This is a genomic window from Paenibacillus sp. DMB5 (genome assembly GCF_001517085.1).
GTDB lineage: Bacteria > Bacillota > Bacilli > Paenibacillales > Paenibacillaceae > Paenibacillus_AQ.
The window spans coordinates 1-22,018 of the sequence record NZ_LRAC01000016.1 but is presented as its reverse complement, the minus strand read 5'-3'; the positions used below and the strand labels follow the sequence as shown (position 1 = coordinate 22,018).

Genomic DNA, 22,018 nt, shown 5'->3' with positions numbered 1-22,018 from the left:
GGTTTATGTAACCGCATACACAATTATATAGCTGATTATGCTTCCCCATAAGGAACCTGCGATTGGGAAAACTTCCACTATTTTTGGATTCCGCTGCCTGCAGGACGACAAAAGACACCAGGGAAACTTCCCTGATGTCTTCATTATCGTACTATTCGTTTCGCTACTTGTCTGCTTTAAGCGCCTCATCCTGCTTCCTGATGAATTCCTCCGGCGTTACCGCTTTACCGAACAGGGCCTGGACCTGGTTAATGTGAATACCGGATGCACCCGGCTTCATTTGTGTATCCAGATACAGCGTTACTTTACGGGCTTTACCCAGTTCATCCAGCAGGTCAATAAAAAGTCTAGGCAGCCTGATCGATGCCGTATCCACTTTGGTTGCGGGGATAACACCCGCGTCGACAACCGAATGCTCGCCCCATTTTTCAATAAAAAAGCTGACAAAACGCTTCGCCTCTACAGGATGTGCGGAATTGCGGGATACAAATAACCCGGTCCCCGGTCCGCCGACCCAGTCATCTACACTTCCTTTACCGCCAGCTATGGCCGGAAATTTGAAGTATCCAATGTTGTCCTTGAACTCCTGCGGGATGCCTGCAGTAGTCGTATAGTCCGGAAGCTCCCAGGTCCCTGTAGCGAACATAGCCGCTCCCCCGTTCAGAAACTGGACTTTGGCTTCATCATTGGATAATCCGTTATAGCCTTTTACGAAGGCGCCCAGGTTAACCAGCTCCTGTACCGCTCTTGCGGCTTCCAGCAGCGACGGGTCCGTGAAATCCTGATCCGCTACAGCTTTATCCAGCAGATCAGGCCCGCCGATCCGGTCAGCCAGATACATATACCAGAAGGAGGACGGCCAGCCTTCCTTGCCGCCGAGGGTAACCGGAGTAACTCCGTTATAATCCAAAATGCGGATAACCGTCTTCAGCTCATCCAGCGTCCGGGGAGTCCGCAGGCTGTATTTTGCAAATATTTCTTTGTTATAATAGACCGGAACAATGTTCAGTTCCACCGGAAGAGCATACGTTTTCCCGTCAAAGGAATAGGCTTCCGTCGTGCCGGCTACGAACTTGCCGTTCAGCTCCGTCTGTAAAAGATCGTCCAGCGCCGCAAACTTGTTGCCCTTAACATAAGGGTCCATGGACCCGGCCGCCCAGGTAAACCCGATGTCCGGCAGATCATTGGACGCGGCAAGCACAGTAAGCTTGCTTTTGTACTGCTCGGTCTCCAGCGCCTCCGTCTTAACGGTTATGTTCGGATTGGCTGTTTCAAACTCGCGGATAATATCCTTTACCATTTTGTTCTGCGCTGAATTACTGCTGTCCGGCCATGAATGCATCATTTTGAGGGTGATTTTTTCACTGCCGCCCTTGGCGCTGTTCCCCTTGTTCCTGTCGTTACCGTCGCAGCCAGCCGCTGTCAGCAGCAGGGCCAGGAGCAGGGCACAATATAATCCGATTTTTTTCGTGGGTATCCCCTCCTGGCGAATTCTCAACATTAACGGACTTCCGCTTTCGTCTCGTTCCTCATGGACCGGTACTGCCCCGGACTCATCCCTTCGTGCTCCTTAAACAGCTTATTGAAATACTTTACAGCCTGATAGCCTGTACGGCTGGCAATTTCCGCTATCGGCAGGTTGGTTTTGAGCAGCAGCTCCTTCGCCTTCTGCAGTTTTCTGCGGGCGACATATTCGCTGAAATTGATCTGGCACTGCTCTTTGAAAAGCGCACTGAAATAGCTGCCGTTCAGATGAACATGACCGGCGACCTCCTGCAGGCTTATGGCTTCTTCTATATGGGTATCAACGAATTGAATGGCTTGGCGGACAGGATCGCTTAATGCGGCTTCCTCATTCCTGACTGCCAGCAGCTGCGGGTCGGCCATCTTCTGCATGAAGCGGACATGCTCCCGTTCCTCGCCTGCCTTCAGTGCCTTCTCTACCGATTCCACCAGCTTGTCCCGGCTGACAGGCTTCAGGAGATAGTCCACTACAGACAAATGAATCGCCTGCTGGGCATACTCGAACTGGGCGTAACCGGAAATAAGAATAACGGATGGCTGGGAGTGGATTCCTCTTTCCCGCAATTGGCTGATCAGGGCAAGACCGGTGATCTCCGGCATACGGATATCGGTTATCATCAGCTCAACCGGAATCTGCTCAAGAATCTGCAGCGCGTCCACTCCATTGCTTGCGGTGAGCACCTCAAATTGGCCGGCAGACCACACCCCCAGCATCTTCTTTAGGCCTTCCCTTGATTTCGGTTCATCATCAACGATAAGAATCGTTCGGCTCCTCATGGCATTGTTCCTCCTTGGACAGGTATTTCGATGCTGATGGTGGTGCCTTGGCCCTTCCGGCTGTCGATGCGCATAACTCCAGCCTGTTCCCCCGTACCCGGGAAAAAGAGCTGAAGCCGTTTCTGGACATTGGCAATTCCGACCCCGGATGCCTTGGAAGAAGTTACCCTGCCGCTGTCCAGCTCTTCCATTAGGGAGGACAGCTTCTCCTCATCCATGCCGATGCCGTCATCCTCTACTGTAATAACAATCCGCTCCCCCTCGCGTGCAGCCGTCAGCTTGACCCTGCCGGGCTCAATCCTGCTCTCCACGCCATGCAGGACAGCATTCTCCACCAGCGGCTGCAGCAGCAGCCGGGGCAGCTCGGCATCCTGTGCTTCGGGAGAAGCCTCGATTTCCCATTCCAGGCGGTCCTCGAACCGCACCTTCATGATGTACAGGTACTTACCTATATGCTCCAGTTCATCCCGTAGCCTCACCCAGCCCTCTTCACTCTGACCGGTAATGGTATAGCGGAATAAATCGGACATGGCCACAACATACCCTGCGAGCTCGTCTTCATCCTTATCCAGCAGCGACCAGTACAGCACATCCAGTGTATTGAACAAAAAGTGCGGATTGATCTGGGCCTGAAGCGCTTTCAGCTCCGTGTGGCTCCGGGACAGCTCCTTCTCATAAACGAGCTGGATCAGCTCATTGATGTTATCCACCATTTTGTTATAGGAATAGTTCAGCTCCTGAATTTCCATAGTAGATGATGCCTTCTCGGTGGTTCTCAGTATGCCGAGCCGGGTGCTTCTCATCGCTTTGATCAGCTTGAACACAGGACGGGTTATGAGCGTGGACAGGAAAAAAGAAAGCACAGTAAACAGTACAGTGCCGATAACAGCCGATACAACAATTGTGGTCCGCAGCACCGAAATCCCTTGAGTAATAACGTTAACCGGTGTCAGGATAAGCAGCGTCCATCCGGTTACGGCAGACCGCTGTTTCACAACGACAAAGGAACGGTTGCCGATTGTTGCTGTCTGATCTCCCGACCTCCCGGCAAGCAGGGCGGCTGCTTCCTGTGAGATGGTATCATCGTTTGAAGTGATGAGCCGCCGTCGGAAGCCAGGAGCAGTATCGTCTCTTTCTCCCCCTCCCCGGATAAGGAGTCTTCCAGCGCAAACTTGCTGCGGTCTGAGCGGATAAGCAAATATCCGCCTGTTGTGAAATACCGGTCGATCAGACTGATCTGCCGGACCGCCAGCAGCGAGGTAGGGTCAAGCGGATCAATCCCATACCAGACAAGGCTCCCCTCCTTTTGAGTCGCCTGCTCAATCAGATTCCCGGGCACCTTCCCTTTCAGGCTGCTGCCGTCGAGCGGATACAGCCTCGTTCCGTCTTTGTTGTACAGCTCAACAGATTTGATATCGTCCGTGTATAACTGGACCAGGTTGATAATGGGCGGCAAGGCCTGCCGTTCCGCAAAGGTTGGCGGCTGCCCCTCCAAATCCCGCAGCAGCAGCTGCTGGATATACTCATTGGTGGATACCAGTGTGGTCAGGGAATTGATCTGCTCCAGAATGCCTTCCAGACGGCCGTTAGCCTGAACCGCGGTTTGCTGAATATGTTTTTCGGCGTTGTTTTTGAGCAGCGTCGAAACCGATCGAAACGTGAGATAGCCGACGAAAGTGAGGATCAGGAGCATAACGGCAAGAAAGCCGAGCAGCATCTGATTCCTCAGCGTATTGAACTTTAATCTTGATTGCAGCCACCGCACGCGGCCTCTTCCTCCCCTTGTCACAAGGCCATACCATGGCGGCCTGAAATAAAGTAAGGGCTTTCAATCAACCCTGACTGCATTATATTATCACGCCTGCGGACGACCGGGAACCCCTCATATTAGTGGGATTTTTTTCTGAGATAACATTGTCCTGACCGGCGGCGGCATGGTTAGAAGAGCCCCGAATTCTGCGAAGCCAGATTCGAGGCTCTTCTGTGAAATTTGATTATCTGCGGCAGCACGGCCGGGCGTTATGAATATCCGTTGTTATGAATGTCCGTTGTGCAAAATACCGCTCTTCCCCACAACGCTCAGCCACTGCCGTGCAATCAGATCATGGCCGGCCGTCGTCGGATGCACACCGTCCCACAGCCAGTAGGCGTTGTTCACGCGCTGTGCGGCAGTCTCAAACATCTCCTGCAGCGGAACAAATACCGCATCGTACTGGTGAGCAAGCCCGCGCACAATCTGCTGGTACCGGGTAATCTGCTGATGCCACCGCGGCCAGTCCTCCGCCGGTGCGCCTGTATTCAGAATAAACGGCTCGCACAGGACGAGCCTGGTTTGCGGCAGCACCTCCCGCGTCTCCTCCAGCACATGACGGTAAGCGCGTTCATAACGGTCGGTAACCCCGCCCGGCTCGTTCTTCAGCGATCTCCAGATATCATTGACCCCGATCAGAATGCTGAGCACATCCGGTTTCAGGTAGATCGCATCCTCATTCCAGCGCGCATATGGAATCCCCCTGAAACAGAATGACTTTGTTGGCTCCGGAAAAAGGGAGGGACTTGAATTCTCACACTCCGATTAAAATGTAATGGGTCATTTTCACCATTTGCACATATTTCCGGCTGAACAGCACGGATTCTCTCCCATTATAGCAACTCTGTATCCCGATACCATATAAAGTTATGATAGTATTAACTTGATTGTTTCGAAACTACTACCTACCGTGCAGAAAGGAATGGAACAATATGAAATACAGACGACTTGGCAATACCGGACTGAAGGTAAGCGAGATTGGGCTTGGCAGCTGGCTGACTTACGGGACTGCAGCCGAACAGAAGGCTGCCGATGAGTGTGTGGCCGCCGCTTTTGAATGCGGTATCAATTTCTTTGACACTGCCAATGCCTATAACCGAGGTGAAGGGGAAAAAGCAATCGGTGCAGCTCTCCGGCCATATAAACGCTCTGATTATGTGCTGAGCACCAAAGTATTCTTCCCGATGGGCGACGGCGTGAATGACCGCGGCCTGTCGCGCAAGCACATTATGGAGCAGTGCGAAGCCAGCCTGCGCCGTCTCGGCACCGATTACATTGACGTCTATTTCTGCCACCGTTTCGATCAGGACACACCGGTGGAAGAAACGCTGCGGGCGCTGGATGATCTGACCGCCCAGGGCAAAATCCTCTACGCCGCCGTCAGCGAATGGAGCGCGGCGCAGATCGCTGCGGCCAGCGGCATCAGCCGCCGGCTGAACCTGCGCCCGCTGGCCTCCAACCAGCCGATCTACAACATGTTCGAGCGTTACATCGAACAGGAAGTACTGGAGGCTTCCCGGGAAGCCGGGCTGGGACAGGTCGTCTTCTCCCCGCTGGCCCAGGGCATCCTGACCGGCAAATACAAGCCGGGCCAGCAGGCCCCGGCAGGCACCCGCGGCGCCGATGACTCGGTTAACGGCGTCATCCGCAGCTACCTGCGCGACGATGTGCTGGGCGTAGTCGCCCAGCTCGATGAAGTCGCAGCCGGCCTTGGCGTGAAGCTGTCGCAGCTCGCGCTGGCCTGGGTGCTCCGCCAGCCGGGCGTCAGCTCCGCGCTGATCGGCGCAAGCAAGCCTGCGCAGGTTCAGGAGAACGCGCAGGCCGTGGACATCGTCCTCCAGCCGGACACGCTGGAGACGATCGACCGCATTCTGAGCCAGGTGGCGGGTTTCGCACCGGCGAGGTAAGGGGTTTGGCCGGCCGATTCAGCAACGGCCGGATACACACAGCAGAGCAGCGGTCCTGCGGGAACCGCTGCTCTGCTTGTTTGGCGTTGGCCGGGGCGGAGCGTCCCGAGAGCGAAGGTTAATAGCTAAGTTGATCATACGACAGTTCCAGAAATGTTAACACAAAATGATATTTCAAACATCGCCAAAATATCTTAAATAACCTATAGACTAATACACACATTGCGGCCTCCTTTAATACAGTAACACCATAAGGAGGTCTAGATACATGCTGTTGTATGATAATGAACATATGGAGCATTCGTCTCTTGGTGGATGGAAAGAAGAAGCCTACCGTCTATTTTCCGAGAAAATGTCGGATTCTGAGCATAAATTCCCCTGCATTCCAGCAACAATTGGCTATAAATTGAATCATTTCCGCTATATATTTCTTAGTGATCCAAGGAAAGAACAGGCTCCCGAAGAGCTTGCTTACAGTCTTAGCGCATATGGTGAACAATCAAAAGATATTGGGAAATATACTTCACTTATCGTTTTCTTTGAAACTCCCGAAGACCTTACGGTAGAATATCAAGTAAAAGAATATCAAGCATTATTCTGGAAAGTGCTCAGCCAGGTCAGCGCTCGTGACGGGCAGCCATGGCCCGAACATATTCCACTCGATCCGGACCATAATGTCTGGGAATATTGCTTTGGTAATGAACAGTATTTTATGTATTGTGCTACACCTGCACACAAACGAAGGCAGAGTCGACACTTCCCTTACTTTATCTTCGCCATTACTCCCCGCTGGGTTTTGACTCAATTCAATAAAAATGCTGTAGCTGCAGCTCAAATCAAGAAAAAAATCAGAGAACGAATTACTGAATATGATGAGACCGGAGTTCATCCGGATTTAAATTTCTACGGCAGTGAGGACAACTTTGAATGGAAGCAATATTTTCTAAGTGATGATGATTTACCTGCAGCGGGAAAATGTCCTTTTGCCCACCTTCATATGAAAAAAAGCTAGACTATTCCAACAGAGGTAATAGATTACATTAAATAAGCAATGTGCTGTTCTCCAAGACAGCACATTGCTTGCGGTGATTGAACGCCAAAAGCTTCCTGCTGAACATTAAACTTTAATTACATTTTTGTAGAGGACATCATCCATATCAATAGAATCAGCAGAAATCCAGGCATAATTGAGAATACCAAGCTTCTCAGCGATTTGATAAGCACATGAACTTTCCATAGCAAAGATGACTTCGGGATCTTTCGTAAATAGCACTTCCAAGTCAGATGGATCATTACCAGCCTCTTCAACTAGTATTCTGATAACATCCAGGTCGAAAATTTCATCGGAAGGAGCACTTACTTCCCCATCACCAAACATCTCAATTAACTCCTCTTCATCGAAATCAAAATCCTCGATATTGGTTTCGTCCCACGAACAGTCAAATTTAAAAATAAGAGTAGACTGCTTGAAAATGGACAGACTCCAGCCATGGTCCTCAGCGTATACATAATGAACAAGCAATTCTTTATTGGATTCAACAATTGAGTCTGATGGTCTAAATTCATCTCCCAATATGACAAACGTAGTCCATTGATTGTTATCTTCAAACACAAAACCCTGTTCACCTGCAAGATTGATGAGTTCAACTGCTTTTTCTTTGCTACTCAACAAATGATAGCTTTGACTAAATTCGCTCATACGGGTTGCTCCTCAGAATATGATAGGTTTTAGAGAATATGTAGATAATTCCTTAATTTAATAATAACTAGAGGTTTCTATCTTCTCAATATACACTCTATGATTTTAAAAACTAATAGCCGTGATGTCTGCTTCCTACAGCCTCAATCACAATGTCCAGACTGTCGCAGTTACCTTCGTCAAAGACAGTTTATGTCCAGTTCGTTCTGAATCAACGTTGCCAGCCCTAACGACGGACTTAGGTTAGTCGTGCCCTCCACTTCACAATTTTTCCACATAATATCGCCCATTTATCAAGCACCACACTGCTCTATTTTGAATATTCTAATAAGCTGCGGACAGAATATCGCAGCACCGGCCCTTTCGCCAAAAATAATTGCAACATTTCCGGAGAATGAACGTTAATAATGGTACATCCCCCGTTTGAACAATAGAGCGGCGGGTAAAGTAAGAGTATGTACCGGATCACATTTTGCCAAGGGGGAAACAATGAGATGTTAATCAACAAATCGAAAGTTTTACTGCCTGTGCTGGTTCTGCTGTTCCTTTCCCTCATTACGACGGCAAGCACGGCAGGTACGAAAGCAGAAGCGCAGAGCGGCGCTCAGACAGAGCACCTGACAGTATATATCCACGGACTGCAAAAGAATGCAGACGGCAGTCTGAAGCTGACAGCAGACCCGATTGAGTGGTATGAGGGCGCTGAGGCAGACCGCATCTTTGCACAGCGGGAGCCGGAAGCAGCTGCAGAGATCGGCGGGGCGCTGGACGGCTACTATATCGTGAATGACAGTGAGACGCTGAGTATTTATCCGGTTGCCGCCAATGCGGCGGTAACGATGCAAATCTTTGACCACACCGGCAACATTGAAGATCTGGACATCAACTGGAACGAGAGCATTACACTCCAGAAGTTCACTCAGGAATTTGCCAAGACGGATGTGTTCGACCTTAGCGGATCGCCGTATCACCTCAGCATCGAGAACGGCGTCATCACTTCCATTGTCCAGCAGTACACCCCATAATCACACAACTGCGCAAGCAAAATACAGAGGCTATCCTGCAGTAGAGTTATCTACTTCAAGGATAGTCTTTTTTTGACGGAACAGGTGTAAAAAGGTTATCTTTTCCCCTAAGGAAGCACTTTACTTCCACTGTTCTTTCCCTAATACTAGGAGTAACAAGTGTGTTAACGTTAGATAAAGGAGATCTGTGCATGGATGCTTTTGAGCTGAACGTGGATGTGCCAGTTAATTTGGAGATGACAGGAAAATTTCTCTCCCCCTCCAGCGACTGGATTCATCTGAGCCGGATTTTGCAGGATTATGAGCTGATCGTAATGACGGAGGGCGTACTCTATCTGGCGGGTGACGATACCCGTTATACCCTTTCCAAAGGCGAGTATCTGCTGCTCCCACCCTACACCAGGCAGTACGGCTACAAAGCCTCCGGCTGCAGCTTTTACTGGCTTCACTTCAAGACGTCCTGCGGTATCAGCGTAACAGACAGTACGGGCCATATAGCGGATACAACAGATAACCGGCTGCTGCTCCCGCAATACGGCACTGTAAAAAGCCTGGAGAAAATCATCGTCATGATGAAGCAGCTGCAGGATTCCGTCAGGGCCTACAACCAGAAGACGCTCAACAACTATATGACCACGGTCATTTTGTGCGAGCTGTACAATCAGGTATTCAAGAGTGAGCTTAACCCGGTCAGAAAGACCAAGCAGGAGCAGCTATACAACGATATTGTGGACTACATCAAATGGAGCCGCAGCGAGCATATCAAGGTCACGCAAATCGCCGCCTATTTTGGCTATAACGAAAAATACCTGTCTCATCTTTTCACCAAAATTTCCGGCATCCCGCTCAAGCAGTACATCCTGCAGCAGAAGATGGAGCTTGCCAAGTTTCTCCTCACCGACACCAATCAGAATATCAGCGAGGTTTCGCTCCAGCTCGGCTATAAGGACTGCCACAATTTCATGAAATCGTTCAAAAAAATCGTCGGTCTCACGCCCACCGAGTTCCGTAATGCATACGCCAAGCGGCTGTTGTTTTATGAGTAGGCGCTTTGGACAATTGAAAGAGAGCCATAGGCGATAAGCAGGCCGGCTCTCTGGTTGAGCAAACTAAGTTGAATCAGGTCAGTTTTGCAAAAGCCACGAGCGTGCCTTGATCACAGGAAACAAACCCGTTCTTTTCGTACAAACCTCTGACATCCGGTGGATCATCGGTTAAAAGCACTTTTTGACGGACAACTGCGTACTCCTCCAAAATACGCTGCATGAGCTGAGTGGCAATTCCCCGGTTCCGGTAAGCCTTCAGAACAAGAATATCTTGTATGTAAATGATCGTTAACCCATCCCCTACCACCCGGATTAAACCGACTAATTCAGCTTCATCCCAGGCAGAGATGACCATCAGGGATTGTAACAAGGCCTGCTGCAACAGGGACGGATCATTTGTATATGCGGACCACTCTGCGTCATTGTACAATTTTATTATTTTCTCGGTTTCTATTGCTTTGTTTGTTCTGTAGGTTACCTCCACTTTTATTCCTCCTTAACATTTACGTCATGAACCGGGATACCCGGCTCTCTCCCGCTTCAATCATGCCTCCCTTATGATCACACAGCTTACGTAATGATCCTCCTGTTATCCCCAGAATTATTCTATTAGTTGAGGAGCATAATTTACTAGGAGTGGAAGCACATCGGTTATCTTTTTGGTTTAAATTAAAAATATTTGCATTCCCGGCAGACCTATGTTTAAATAGACTGACGAACGTTCGTAAGGGAGGATTGAGCTAATGACATCCAATAAAATCAGGGAAATTGCGCTGGCCCATTTTGCCAAAAACGGGTATGAAGGGGCCTCGCTGGCCGATATATCTGCAGAGGTGGGGATCAAGAAGCAGTCGATTTACAACCACTTTAAAGGCAAGGATGAGTTGTTCCTGACGGTGTTCCGCGATGCAGCCGAGCGGGAAATGCGATTTATTGAGGGCTACTTGGAGCAGAGCGATGCTTTACCGCTGGAAAAGATGCTGTACGGCTTTTTGCATAGCTACAGCAGGCGTTATGAGCAGGAGGACGACACCCGCTTCTTTCTGCGGATGGCCTTTTTTCCCCCGGATCATTTGCGCGAAGAAGTGGTGGAATACAGCAATCAGCATCTTGACCGGATCACCCTGCTGCTGCAATCCCATTTCGAATCTGCTGCAGAATGCGGGACTATTCATCCGGAAATCACTGCAGAGGTAGCTTCAGCCGCATTCATTGCGGTGCTGGACGGAATGTTCGTCGAGCTGCTGTACGGCAACATGGAAAGTGCTGCGGTGCGGCTTGATGCATCATGGCTCGTCTATTGGCGCGGGATTAGAAACAACTAGAGGAGGATTACAGATGAACCGCAGCTGGATTTACATTTTTATCGGAGCATTATTCGAAGTCGTGTGGGTGATCGGATTCAAGCATGCCGACGACATCGTTACATGGGGACAACTGTGGTTGCGCTTGTTATTTCGTTCTATTTGATTATTACCGCATCGGTTAAGTTACCGGTTGGTACGGTATATGCCGTCTTTACCGGACTCGGAACAGCCGGCACTGTGCTGGCTGAAATGATTCTGTTCGATGAGCCGGTTAAACCGGTCAAGCTTCTGCTGATTGCGTTACTGCTGGCGGGTGTGCTCGGACTTAAGCTATACGGCGGCTCAGGCAAAACAAAGGAGGCGGCATAACGATGGCGTGGTTAACATTAATGTTCGCCGGTATGTTTGAGGTTGTAGGCGTGCTCGGCATGAACCGGATTAAACGGGACCGCAACAAAATGGCTTACCTCATCTTTATCACCGGCATTGTGCTGAGCTTCGCCTGTCTTAGTCTCGCTATGAGAGACCTGCCTATGGGTACGGCTTATGCCATCTGGACTGGAATCGGTACGGTTGGCGGTGCGCTGGTCGGCATGTTCTTCTTCGGGGAATCCAAAGAGTGGCGCCGTGTTCTGTTCATCGGGATGGTGCTGGCTGCCGCAGTGGGGCTGAAGCTGATTTCGTAACGCCGGCAGGCAGTTGTGTACCTGTGTATGTAAAAACAGCGGCAGTTTATGGACGAAAAGTGTTGTCCTAACTGCCGCTGTTTCTATTCAAGGGCATTTTTGCCCTTCATTTCGCTAATTTGGCCGCATCGGCTGAATTCAAGGGCATTTTTGCCCTTCATTTCGCTAATTTAGCCGCATCGGCTGAATTCAAGGGCATTTTTGCCCTTCATTTCGCCAATTTGGCCGCGTCGGCCGGATTCAAGGGCATTTTTGCCCTTCATTCCGCCAATTTAGCCGCATCGGCTGAATTCAAGGGCATTTTTGCCCTTTCACTACACCGGCCGGCTAAGGCCTGCTACTTGTTATCCGGCAGCGGCACGCCGAAATCAGGTGTGCGTCTGCTTCCAGCCCAGCACCTTGGCGCGGGTGTGACGGTTCGGATCATACAGCGGATCGCCTGTGATCTCCTTATAGCTGCGCGCGTGGTAGATCAGCACATCCTCCCCGTTCTCATTAACGGTGAAGCTGTTATGACCCGGACCGAACTGGCCGTTCTCTTCGCTGGTCTTGAACACCGGCTCCGGATGCTTACTCCACGAGGCGGCGTCCAGCAGATCGCTGTCCTCATCTGCAGTAAGCAGCCCCATGCAGTAGTTGTAGTCGGTGGCACTGGCCGAGAAGCTCATGAAGATTTTGCCGCCGCGTTTCAGCACCGCCGCACCTTCATTCACGCTGAAGCCGATTTTTTCCCAATCGTATTCCGGCTGGGCAATCATCGTCTGCTTCCCGGTCAGGGTCCACGGATTGCTCATTTCCGAGATATACAGATTAGAGTTCCCCGGGATTTCCGGATCCTTCTGGGCCCATACATAATAGAGAACCCCTTTATGCTGGAAGGTTGTCGCATCCAGGGCAAAGGATTCCCAGGCCGTCTTGATCTGGCCCTTCTCCACCCAGCTGCCTTCCAGCGGATTCGGCGATTCGTTCTCCAGCACATACATCCGGTGGTCGAACAGTCCATCCTTTGTTTCGGTAGTACGCGCGGCAGCAAAATAGATATACCATTTACCCTGCAGATAATGGATTTCCGGCGCCCAGATGTTGGCGCTGAGCGGCCCGGTATCATATTTGCGCCAGGCTACAACAGGAACGGCTTCGGCGAGGTCTTCAATTGCTGCGGCTCTGCGCACCTCAATCCGGTCATATTCCGGTACGGAAGCGGTAAAGTAGTAAAATCCGTCTGTATGCTTATATACCCAGGGATCAGCTCGCTGCTCCACAAGCGGGTTGGTATACTCTTTGCCAGTGCTCATATCAGTTTCTCCTTTGGTCCATTTATGCTGGATCTATTTAAGTGTAAGTACAGTGACCGATGCCGGCGGGAGCGTGCAGCTCAGGATGCCGTCGGCCAGCAAAGCGCCTTCATAGGCTGAAGGTGCTATCGTTTCCGGCGCTTCGAACGTGTTATGAGCACCAAGCTCCGCATGAGTCAGGATCTCGCCTGTTACTGTGCTTACCAGCGCGCCTCTAATGTCGAGACTCAGGCCGGCGTCTGCTTCATGACTCAGATTACAGATGGATACATAAATACTGCCCTCTCCGTCGCGGGATGCAGAGATGCTTAGCTGCGGAACAGTTACTCCGCCATGGGTATACAACGGGCTGTCAAAAGCAACCTCCAGCAGCTCGTTATCCTGATGCACCTTATACATCCGGAATACATGGTAAGTAGGAGTAAGCAGCAGCTTGTCGCCTTCGGTTAGAATCAGTGCCTGCAGCACATTGACCATCTGGGCAATATTCGCCATATGCACCCGGTCGCTGTGATGATGAAAAATATTCAGGTGGATGCCGGCAACCAGCGCATCTCTGAGGGTATTCTGCTGGTAGAGGAAGCCGGGATTCGTTCCCGGCTCGTTCAGGAACCAGGTGCCCCATTCATCTATGATTAATCCTACCCGCTTCTGCGGATCATATTTGTCCATGATCGCTGTGTGACGGGTAATGAGCTCGTCCATACGAAGGGATTTCTGCATCGTCTCGATCCACTCGGCTTCATCAAAGCCGAGCGCCGGACGCTTCTCTTCCCAGCTGCCGGGGATGGTGTAGGAATGCAGGCTGAGGCCGTCCATCATACCGCCCGCTTCCCGCATCACAACCTCCGTCCAGTTGTAGTCATCGACATTGGCTCCTCCGGCAATCTTGTACAGCCGGTTATCACCGTAATTCCGGACATAGGTCTGATAACGCCGGTAGAGATCCGCATAATATTCAGGGCGCATGTTGCCTCCGCAGCCCCAGTTCTCATTGCCGACGCCAAAATATTTCAGCGCCCACGGCTTCTCCTGCCCGTTCTCCTGCCGCCAGGCAGCCATCGGGGATTCACCGTCAAAGGTCATATACTCGACCCATTCCGACATCTCCTGAACCGTACCGCTGCCCACATTGCCGCAAATGTAAGGCTCACATTCCAGCAGCTCGCACAGGCGGAAAAATTCATGCGTGCCAAAGTGGTTATTCTCCACGACACCGCCCCAGTGGGTATTAACCATCCGTTTGCGGCCTTCCTTCGGGCCAATCCCGTCTTTCCAGTGATATTCATCGGCGAAGCAGCCTCCCGGCCAGCGCAGCACCGGAATGTCCAGCTGCTTCAGCGCAGCCACGACATCATTACGGATGCCATCCGTGTTCGGAACCGGCGAATCTTCGCCAACCCATAAGCCTTCATAGATACATCTGCCCAGATGCTCGGCGAAATGCCCGTAAATGTGACGGCTGATCTTGCTTTTTGCGATATCCGCATTTAGTACGGCTTTGGTCATCGTTCTCTCCTCCATCCTTCTGCTCCCTGTTGTCTGTTTAGGCTTCGGAAGCTTGTTTACCCCAGATAGCGATCCCGTTGTCATTCAGCCCTGTAAAGACCAGAGCCGGTTTGTCTTTCTCCCAGTCCCAGGCCGGCAGCAGCTGCACCTTCTCTTCCCGCCCTTCGTCCTCTGAAAGATTGTTCCAGCTCAGCGTCAATGTCCGCCGGCCGTCAAAGGACCATGTGCCTATTCCGTGCTCGCCCATCATGTCCCCGCTCTCCTGCAGCGTAAGCAGCTGAGAACTTTCCTGTCCGTCAAAAGACGGATCATGCACCAGCCGCTCCCATAGCCCCGGGATAAGTCCGGCAGGAATATCCTGCTCCGTCTCTCCCGCATAACGTTCCGGTGAAACAACCGGCCAGCCGTCTTCCGTCCAGAGGATTTTGCGGATATGCAGATAAGGCCAATGCTTGTTCTCTCCGCCGCGCGCATGGTGCACCATATAATAGGTTCCGTTGTCGTTTAACACCGAGTTATGCCCCGGAGCAATCCAGCCGGCATCGTCACCGAACCGGTATCCGCCGAGGATTTTGACGCCTACCTCATGCTGCGGCAGGTACGAGCTATCCTTCATATCCCGGCCGTGTACATCCGTATACGGTCCGGTTATGGAATCTGCGCGCGCCACCCGCACGTTGTAATCTTCAAAAAGCGAATCATATGAGACGAACAGGTAATACTTTTTGAACTGTTCATTATAGACAATATAAGGGCCTTCCACCGCACCGTCCTCTGTAGTCTTGTCGCGGACAGCCAGCAGCCGGCCGAAGCCCTCCTCAAGCGGTTTGCCGGACTCCTTATCCAGCTCCACAATATGGATCCCGCCAAAAAACGAGCCGTACACCATCCACATCCGGCCTTCCGCATCATACACTACATTGGCATCAATGGCATTCAGATGATCCTCTTCACGCGTCTTGATTACTGCACCTTCATCTGTCCACGGGCCCTCAATGGAATCTGCCGTCTGCAGCCCGATCAGCGACTGGCGGCTGCCAAAGGAGGAAGCGGAATAATACATCCGGTATTTCCCGTTATGCAGGACAACGTCCGGCGCCCACAGATTGGTCGCGCGGGCCCACTCAGCTGCAATCTCCGGAATACCCGGCAGCGCATAGTGCACCCACTCCCAATGAATCAGGTCTGCCGATTTGCGTACCATCACACCGGGGACCGGCTCACCCCCTACTCTTACATCTGTAGAAAAGATATAGTAGCCGTCCGGCGTTTTGATGATACCCGGATCATGGGCATTATGTGCCCCCCACGCAGACTCCGTGTCCAGAATGGAAGTATCATAGAGCTTCTGTTCACCCGGGGAATCCGGGAAAAGAATGCCGCCGTCCGCACTGTTACGATGAACCGGCGTGCCCATCAGCCTTTAACCCCCGAGATGGCTACAGATTCGATAATCTGCTTCTGGAACACCAGGAAGATAATCAGCATCGGCAGCAGCGCGATAATGGAAGCAGCCATAATCAGCGGATAATCCGTCTGGATGGCATAGGTCGCATTAAAGTTGGCAATGACCAGCTGCAGCGTCTGCTTCTCCGGTGAATTCAGGTAAATGATCGGCGACAGATAATCATTCCAGATCCCCATAAACCACAGGATCAGCTGAGCGGCCACCGCAGGCTTGATCAGCGGGAAGGTGATGGAGCTGTACAGCCGGAAATAGGAGCTGCCGTCGATTTTGGCGGCTTCAATAATGGCATTAGGCACACTGCTGAGATACTGCCGCAGGAAGAAGATCATGACAATGTTGCCGAACAGGCCGGGAACAATCAGCGGAAGCAGGGTATCCACCCAGCCCAGCTTGGAGAACATGAAGAACTGCGGGATCATGACGGCCGGATACGGAATCATCAGCGATGAGAGCATCAGCAGGAAGATTTTATTTTTGGCCGGGAATTTAAGCTTGGCAAAAGAAAAGGCTGCCAGCGACGAGGTAAACGTCCCTACTACGGTTACTGAAACAGCGATAATTACGCTGTTCTTGATCCCGCTCAGCAGCGGGCCGGCTTCCCAAATCTCTTTATATTTTCCGAAATGAACCGGGTTTGGAATCCAGACCGGCGGCAAGGCAAAGACGTCCTGCTTGTCCTTCAGTGAGGTGGACAGCATCCAGAGCAGCGGGCCGATCATGAATACTGCACCGATTAACAGCAAAATAAAAATAAGGGTATTGGTAATTCTTCTTCTGCTCTTCATATTTATTCGCTCCTCCCTCTCATATCAATCAACATCGAACGACTGCTTCTCGTTCATTCTGAATTGGATAAGAGTCACGACAAATATAAACGCGCCCAGAACAACCGCCATGGCGGAAGCATAACCCATCTGGAAGTTGCCGAAGGCTTTTTGCCAGATATAGAACACGACTGAAGCCGAAGCATATTCCGGTCCGCCTGTAGGGGTCATAATGTTCATCTCGGTAAAGATTTGCGATCCTCCGATAATATTGGTAACGATGATAAAGAAGGTAACCGGGCGCACCATCGGCCAGGTAATATGCCAGAAGGCCTTGAAGCTATTCGCTCCGTCAAGCTCAGCGGCTTCATAGTAGGATCTCGATACACTTTGCAGAGCCGCCAAATACAGCAGCATCGTATAGCCGACACCTTTCCAGACCGCCATAATGATCAGTGCGGGTTTGACCGTATACTTGTTGGCCATCCAGTTGGGTCCCGTTATGCCGAACAGGTCAAGGAACTGATTAACCAGACCGTAGTCCCCGTTGTAAGCCCAGTTCCACATAATGGATACCGCAGCCAGTGATGAGATTACCGGAACATAGTAGATGACGCGGAAAGCGGTTGTACCGGGTACACCGCGGTTAAGTCCCAGCGCCAGCAGCAGGGCCAGCACAATCCCGATTGGAATGCCGAGCATCATAAAGAGGGTGTTGAACAGCGCTTTATGGAACAGCTCATCCGTCCACAAATCCTTGAAATTGCTTAAACCGATCAGGTTCATCTGGCCGAGGCCGTCCCAATCCGTAAACGAGCCGTAGATGGAATAAATCATCGGATACAGGGTAAAGATCAGAAGCCCCAGCAGCGGAGGAAGAATGAACAGAAATCCGTAGATTTTCTCCTTCCGGTAGAGGTTAGACTTTTGATTCATGGCAATCACCTCAAATTCGGATATCAGATAAAAATGATGCCGGCCGGTGCTACTTTAAGGGCCGACATCACTTTTTTCTGGGGTAAAGAAGGTTTACCGGGAATTATTTCTTGGATTTCTCTTCCTGCTCAATCGCCTTATCCAGCAGCTTCTGCATCTTAGGCTGTTCCTCTTTCACATACTCTGCAGCCGTAATTTTTCCGTCCAGGACAGGCTGGATATCAGTGAAGAACAGGTTGTACCATTCAGCATTGTAAGTATAGTGGCCTGGCAATACTCTTCCGTACTCTTCAACAACCTGCAGGAACTCTTCTTTGTTCGCTGGTTTGGTTGTAGTGTCCGCTGCCCATTCTTTAGCCATGTCGATCAGGTTAGGAATCTGTACTTTGGCCTTAACCAGTGCGTCCATGCCTTCCTTCGAAGCTGTCAGATAGTTAATCAGCTCAACTGCTTCTTCCGGATGCTTGGTTTTGGCGGATGCGCCGATACCCAGGGAGCCTGTCCATGTAGCGGATTTGCCAGTGGAACCGGCAGGGTAAGGAATCAGATCATAGTCGAAAGGCAGTGTTTCATATGTGCTCATATCCCATGGACCTACAGGGAAGAAGGCCATTTCGCCCTTCATCCAGCGCTGGTAGGTATCCAGTGTCTGCGCCTGCTCGGTGGATGGTGTGATACCGTATTTGTTCTGCATGTCGGCAAAGAACTGAAGCGCTTCCGCAAATTTCGGATCATCAATGGTAACTTTGGTTTTGGTTGCATCAATCCAGTCTGCGCCATTACTCCATACAAACGCTTGCAAAGCCCAGTTCACGTTAAAGCCTGCACCGAACTGGTCAAGCTTGCCGTCTCCGTCCTTGTCGATGGTCAGCTGCTGGGCAACCTTGATGAACTCATCCCAGGTGTAAGGCTTGTCCTTGTCAGGCAGCGGAATGCCGGCTGCTTCGAACATCGTTTTGTTGTAGCCGAGTGCAAAAGGACCAACGTCTTTAGGCATACCGTAAATGTTGCCCTGACCGGCCATTGTGCCGTCATAACGGTACAGGTCCACGCCATATTTCCAGATATTTTCTAAATTAATGTTAGAATTGCCTTCAATGTAGCTGGTCAGATCCAGCAGAACGCCGCTGTTAACATAAGCTTTGAGGTCACCGGATTCAAAATAGAAAACATCCGGTACGCTGTTGCCGGTAATAGAGGCTTTCAGTTTGGTTGCATATTGGTCGGCTGCAGTAACTACGATCTTAACCTTCACGTTCGGGTGGTCCGCTTCGAATTGCTTGACAACGCCTTCATAAGCCTTCTGCTCATCTGTGCCGCCTCTGAACATAAACGTCAGATTCTTGGTTTCCTGCGAATTGCTGCTTCCCCCGCTATTTCCTGTGTTGCTTCCCGCATTATTGCCGGACGATGCATTGTTGTTCCCGCCGCAGCCCGCCAGTACAACCGATACCAGCAAAACTAACGACAGCAGTGTAAACCAGCCCTTTTTCTTTAACACTGAAACCCCTCCTAGAGTGTTGTGAACAATTGCGAAGCTTATGATGCTTATATAGAAAGAACTAAAGTAACCGTTTGCGGTTGTTTATAGTTCAAGCTACCTTTTTGTGACCGATCCATTTCATATTTTTCTTAATCAGTTAAAAAACATTTGAATGTATTCGCTTACAGATATAAAATAACATATATAAGGTTTGTTGTAAACATAAAAATATAAAACTATTTAAACTTATTCAAAACAAAAACCATTTTCGAGCTTTCTCTGAAAAAATACGTGCATTTTCAGCACAAAACGCTATTCAAATTTCGGATAAATCTAAAACAAAAGGCTTATTTATACAGAATTTAGCTTAAATTTAATGATAATGCACAAATAAAGGAAGAAAGCTTTCCTTTTCACCTCAATTAGTTTATAATTTTATAAAATAGTCATTAATGACGTCTGCGGAAGAAGGTTTGAGATGATATATATCAAAGATCTAATGAGTGGCATCGAAATTTTCAAAGCGCTGAGCTCTGAAATCCGGATTCAGATTCTGGAGCTGCTCGCCGGCAATCAGGCCCTTAACCTGAATGAAATCGCCAAGAAGCTGAATCTGAGCAACGGCGCCATCACAATGCACATCAAGAAGCTCGAGGAAAGCGGCCTTATTGAAATTAATACCTCCGTCGGCAAGCACGGTATCCAGAAGGTCTGTTATCTGAACAAGGATAAGCTGATGGTAGATCTGCGCAGCAAGGATGTAGACAATCTGTATGAGGTGGAGATCCAGGTCGGCCACTACAGTAACTATCAGGCGGTTCCTACCTGCGGACTTGCCACCAAAGACAGTATTATCGGCGACTTCGACGAGCCGCGTTATTTCGCCGATCCCCAGCGGATTGATTCCGAGATTATCTGGATGGCCGAAGGCTTCCTGGAGTACCGTATTCCGAACTATCTGAAGGCCAACCAGACCTTCCGGGAAATCCAGTTCTCGATGGAGATCGGTTCAGAGGCTCCGGGCTTCAGTGACAACTACCCTTCCGATCTGTATTTTTACCTTAATGGTATTGAGATCGGCTACTGGACCAGTCCCGGCGACTTCGGCGACCAGCGCGGAACATTCAACCCGGACTGGTGGCCGCCGCACCTCAACCAATACGGAATGCTGAAGCTGATCCGGATCAATAATGAAGGAAGCTTCATTGACGGCTGCCGCATCTCTGACATTACACTGGACGATATCAAGCTCGATTACAAAAGCGAGCTGACCTTCCGTATCGCCGTTACCGACAAGCCGGTCAACAAACGGGGACTCACCATCTACGGCAAGCATTTCGGCAACTACAGCCAGGATCTGTTGGCCCGCGTGCTCTACAATGTGCATGAGGTGGAGGAAGTGAACCGGCGCATTCCTGTTTCCTCTACCGAATAGTTTGCTCTCCGAAAATCAAGAGCGGTCAAGACAACATGATTTCAATCCTCTGCCCTTTCGCTTCCGTTATGGATGCGGAGGGGCTTTTTACTTTTACAGGTCCAAACTCCCCCCTTTACATATATTGTTCCAGACCATTATGGATTTAAATGGATAATTGGAACCACTAGGCAGCTGAGTCTTTGTTCACTGGATATAGATCGATCCATTATTTACAATATAAATAATAATGTTCCAAATAATAGAGAGAAGGATGACGTATGCAAATCAACAAATGGGGATTACGCCTGCTATTCCCCGCCGCAGTCCTGACTGTAATGGCCGGCTGTGGAAATAACAGCAATCTTAATCATGGCGCAGAAGCCACACAAGAAGCCTCCGTCCCGGCCGCCGCGCACCAGACACACTGGTCTTACGAAGGAGATACATCCCCTGAGCACTGGGCGGAGCTGGATCAGCTCTTCACAACCTGCAGTACCGGTAAGGCCCAGTCGCCGGTTAATATTCTTCATGACAAAGTAAAGGAAGATGAGAGCCTCTCCCCTCTTAAAGTTGAGTATTCCCCTTCACCGGTGTCCATCCTCAACAATGGTCATACCATCCAGGTGAACCTTAACAATCAGGACAATAAGCTTACTATCGAGGGCAAGACTTACATATTGCAGCAATTCCACTTCCATCTGCCCAGCGAACATGTGGTTGACGGCAAGCATGCGGAGATGGAGCTTCATCTGGTGCATAAAAGTGAAGACGGCGCACTCGCTGTACTGGGAGTAATGATTCAAACCGGCAGCGAAAATACCGTGCTGAACAAGCTCTGGTCCGTGCTTCCGGCCGAAGAAAGTGAACAGGAAACTGTGGTTGACGGGCCTTTCGATCCGGCCGGGCTGCTGCCCGCCGATCTTCACTCCTTCCGCTACCAGGGCTCGCTCACTACACCGCCATGTACCGAAGGCGTCCAGTGGATCGTCCTGGAGAACCCGGTTACCTGGTCCGGGGAACAGATCGGCAAATTCGCGGCGATTTTCCCGCATGATAACCGTCCTGTTCAACCACTGGGCAGCCGGGAGATCGGCAGCGATGAATAAGGATTAATGCAATGCCAGAAAGGCTATCCCCGCGGTTGGTGGGATAGCCTTTTTGGGCGGTTACATAGGGAGGCCGGGTATACGCGGATATACACCGGCAGATAGCCGGTTTCAAGGGCATTTTTGCCTTCCTTTGATTTCACTCATTTTGCTCCGATAGCCGAAATCAAGGGCATTTTTGCCTTTGATTTCACTCATTTTGCTCCGATAGCCGAAATCAAGGGCATTTTTGCCTTTGATTTGGTTCATTTTGCTCTGA

19 protein-coding genes and 3 pseudogenes are annotated in these 22,018 nt (G+C 50.4%); 9 read left to right on the top strand and 13 right to left on the bottom strand.

Annotated features, from left to right (window positions below; all coding sequences use genetic code 11):
- Positions 1 to 163 precede the first annotated feature (163 nt).
- The 5 genes and pseudogenes from AWJ19_RS03920 to AWJ19_RS03905 form a co-directional block, all read right to left on the bottom strand.
- Positions 164 to 1,501, bottom strand: a complete 1,338-nt coding sequence (locus AWJ19_RS03920) for an extracellular solute-binding protein (protein WP_068721736.1) — start codon at positions 1,499 to 1,501, stop codon at positions 164 to 166.
- Positions 1,501 to 2,301, bottom strand: coding sequence for a response regulator (locus tag AWJ19_RS03915; RefSeq protein ID WP_068721734.1), 801 nt, complete (start codon positions 2,299 to 2,301; stop codon positions 1,501 to 1,503). Before AWJ19_RS03915 ends, AWJ19_RS03920 begins: the two co-directional genes overlap by 1 nt.
- Positions 2,298 to 3,296, bottom strand: a complete 999-nt coding sequence (locus tag AWJ19_RS36215) for a sensor histidine kinase (protein ID WP_241781589.1) — start codon at positions 3,294 to 3,296, stop codon at positions 2,298 to 2,300. The genes AWJ19_RS03915 and AWJ19_RS36215 overlap by 4 nt, the downstream gene beginning before the upstream one ends.
- The gene (locus AWJ19_RS36210) at positions 3,293 to 4,066 is read right to left on the bottom strand and encodes a hypothetical protein (protein WP_241781588.1); all 774 of its coding nucleotides are present in this window, start codon (positions 4,064 to 4,066) and stop codon (positions 3,293 to 3,295) included. Before AWJ19_RS36210 ends, AWJ19_RS36215 begins: the two co-directional genes overlap by 4 nt.
- 270 nt (positions 4,067 to 4,336) lie before the next feature.
- Positions 4,337 to 4,804, bottom strand: a pseudogene (locus tag AWJ19_RS03905) (GDSL-type esterase/lipase family protein); the annotation flags it as partial.
- Positions 4,805 to 5,043: 239 nt separating this feature from the next.
- Between AWJ19_RS03905 and AWJ19_RS03900 the strand changes: the two are divergent.
- Entirely contained in the window at positions 5,044 to 6,018 is a 975-nt protein-coding gene (locus tag AWJ19_RS03900) for an aldo/keto reductase family protein (protein WP_068721732.1), read from the top strand.
- Between the two features lie 268 nt (positions 6,019 to 6,286).
- Complete coding sequence (locus AWJ19_RS03895; protein ID WP_068721731.1) at positions 6,287 to 7,030, top strand: YqcI/YcgG family protein; 744 nt, start codon at positions 6,287 to 6,289, stop codon at positions 7,028 to 7,030.
- A 105-nt stretch (positions 7,031 to 7,135) separates the two neighbouring features.
- Here AWJ19_RS03895 and AWJ19_RS03890 read toward each other — a convergent pair whose 3' ends face one another.
- A complete protein-coding gene (locus AWJ19_RS03890; RefSeq protein WP_068721730.1) occupies positions 7,136 to 7,717 on the bottom strand; it encodes a hypothetical protein in 582 nt (193 codons plus the stop codon).
- A gap of 494 nt (positions 7,718 to 8,211) precedes the next feature.
- Between AWJ19_RS03890 and AWJ19_RS03885 the strand changes: the two genes are divergently transcribed.
- Both AWJ19_RS03885 and AWJ19_RS03880 read left to right on the top strand, forming a co-directional pair.
- A complete protein-coding gene (locus AWJ19_RS03885) occupies positions 8,212 to 8,742 on the top strand; it encodes a hypothetical protein (protein WP_082707684.1) in 531 nt (176 codons plus the stop codon).
- 191 nt (positions 8,743 to 8,933) lie between these two features.
- Positions 8,934 to 9,788 carry an AraC family transcriptional regulator gene (locus tag AWJ19_RS03880; protein ID WP_068721729.1) on the top strand — a complete coding sequence of 285 codons (855 nt, stop codon included), beginning with the start codon at positions 8,934 to 8,936 and terminating at the stop codon, positions 9,786 to 9,788.
- 73 nt (positions 9,789 to 9,861) lie between these two features.
- On the opposite strand, the gene AWJ19_RS03875 is transcribed toward AWJ19_RS03880, so the two are convergent.
- A complete protein-coding gene (locus tag AWJ19_RS03875) occupies positions 9,862 to 10,272 on the bottom strand; it encodes a GNAT family N-acetyltransferase (RefSeq protein ID WP_068721728.1) in 411 nt (136 codons plus the stop codon).
- A 259-nt stretch (positions 10,273 to 10,531) separates the two neighbouring features.
- On the opposite strand from AWJ19_RS03875, the gene AWJ19_RS03870 reads away from it, so the two are divergent.
- The 3 genes and pseudogenes from AWJ19_RS03870 to AWJ19_RS03860 all read left to right on the top strand — a co-directional run bounded on the left by AWJ19_RS03870 (position 10,532) and on the right by AWJ19_RS03860 (position 11,781).
- Positions 10,532 to 11,113: a TetR/AcrR family transcriptional regulator gene (locus tag AWJ19_RS03870; protein WP_068721727.1), complete on the top strand. Its 582-nt coding sequence runs from the start codon at positions 10,532 to 10,534 to the stop codon at positions 11,111 to 11,113.
- A 13-nt stretch (positions 11,114 to 11,126) separates the two neighbouring features.
- A pseudogene (locus tag AWJ19_RS03865) lies at positions 11,127 to 11,464 on the top strand (SMR family transporter).
- Positions 11,465 to 11,466: 2 nt separating this feature from the next.
- Positions 11,467 to 11,781 (top strand): multidrug efflux SMR transporter, encoded by a 315-nt coding sequence (locus AWJ19_RS03860; RefSeq protein WP_068721726.1) that lies wholly within the window; start codon positions 11,467 to 11,469, stop codon positions 11,779 to 11,781.
- Positions 11,782 to 12,118: 337 nt separating this feature from the next.
- Here the strand turns inward: AWJ19_RS03860 and AWJ19_RS03855 are convergent.
- From AWJ19_RS03855 to AWJ19_RS03830, 6 genes and pseudogenes are all read right to left on the bottom strand, one after another.
- Positions 12,119 to 13,076, bottom strand: a pseudogene (locus AWJ19_RS03855) (family 43 glycosylhydrolase).
- 33 nt (positions 13,077 to 13,109) lie between these two features.
- On the bottom strand, positions 13,110 to 14,585 hold the full coding sequence (locus tag AWJ19_RS03850) for an alpha-N-arabinofuranosidase (protein ID WP_068721725.1): 1,476 nt from the start codon (positions 14,583 to 14,585) through the stop codon (positions 13,110 to 13,112).
- Positions 14,586 to 14,622: 37 nt separating this feature from the next.
- Positions 14,623 to 16,002: an arabinan endo-1,5-alpha-L-arabinosidase gene (locus AWJ19_RS03845; RefSeq protein WP_068721723.1), complete on the bottom strand. Its 1,380-nt coding sequence runs from the start codon at positions 16,000 to 16,002 to the stop codon at positions 14,623 to 14,625.
- The gene (locus AWJ19_RS03840) at positions 16,002 to 16,844 is read right to left on the bottom strand and encodes a carbohydrate ABC transporter permease (protein WP_068721721.1); all 843 of its coding nucleotides are present in this window, start codon (positions 16,842 to 16,844) and stop codon (positions 16,002 to 16,004) included. Before AWJ19_RS03840 ends, AWJ19_RS03845 begins: the two co-directional genes overlap by 1 nt.
- An 18-nt stretch (positions 16,845 to 16,862) precedes the next feature.
- Positions 16,863 to 17,753, bottom strand: a complete 891-nt coding sequence (locus AWJ19_RS03835; protein ID WP_068721719.1) for a sugar ABC transporter permease — start codon at positions 17,751 to 17,753, stop codon at positions 16,863 to 16,865.
- 103 nt (positions 17,754 to 17,856) lie between these two features.
- A complete protein-coding gene (locus tag AWJ19_RS03830) occupies positions 17,857 to 19,254 on the bottom strand; it encodes a sugar ABC transporter substrate-binding protein (RefSeq protein WP_068721717.1) in 1,398 nt (465 codons plus the stop codon).
- A 460-nt stretch (positions 19,255 to 19,714) separates the two neighbouring features.
- On the opposite strand from AWJ19_RS03830, the gene AWJ19_RS03825 reads away from it, so the two are divergent.
- Both AWJ19_RS03825 and AWJ19_RS03820 read left to right on the top strand, forming a co-directional pair.
- Positions 19,715 to 20,671 carry a winged helix-turn-helix transcriptional regulator gene (locus AWJ19_RS03825; RefSeq protein WP_068721715.1) on the top strand — a complete coding sequence of 319 codons (957 nt, stop codon included), beginning with the start codon at positions 19,715 to 19,717 and terminating at the stop codon, positions 20,669 to 20,671.
- A 260-nt stretch (positions 20,672 to 20,931) separates the two neighbouring features.
- The gene (locus tag AWJ19_RS03820) at positions 20,932 to 21,759 is read left to right on the top strand and encodes a carbonic anhydrase family protein (protein ID WP_068721713.1); all 828 of its coding nucleotides are present in this window, start codon (positions 20,932 to 20,934) and stop codon (positions 21,757 to 21,759) included.
- The last annotated feature ends 259 nt before the right edge of the window (positions 21,760 to 22,018 follow it).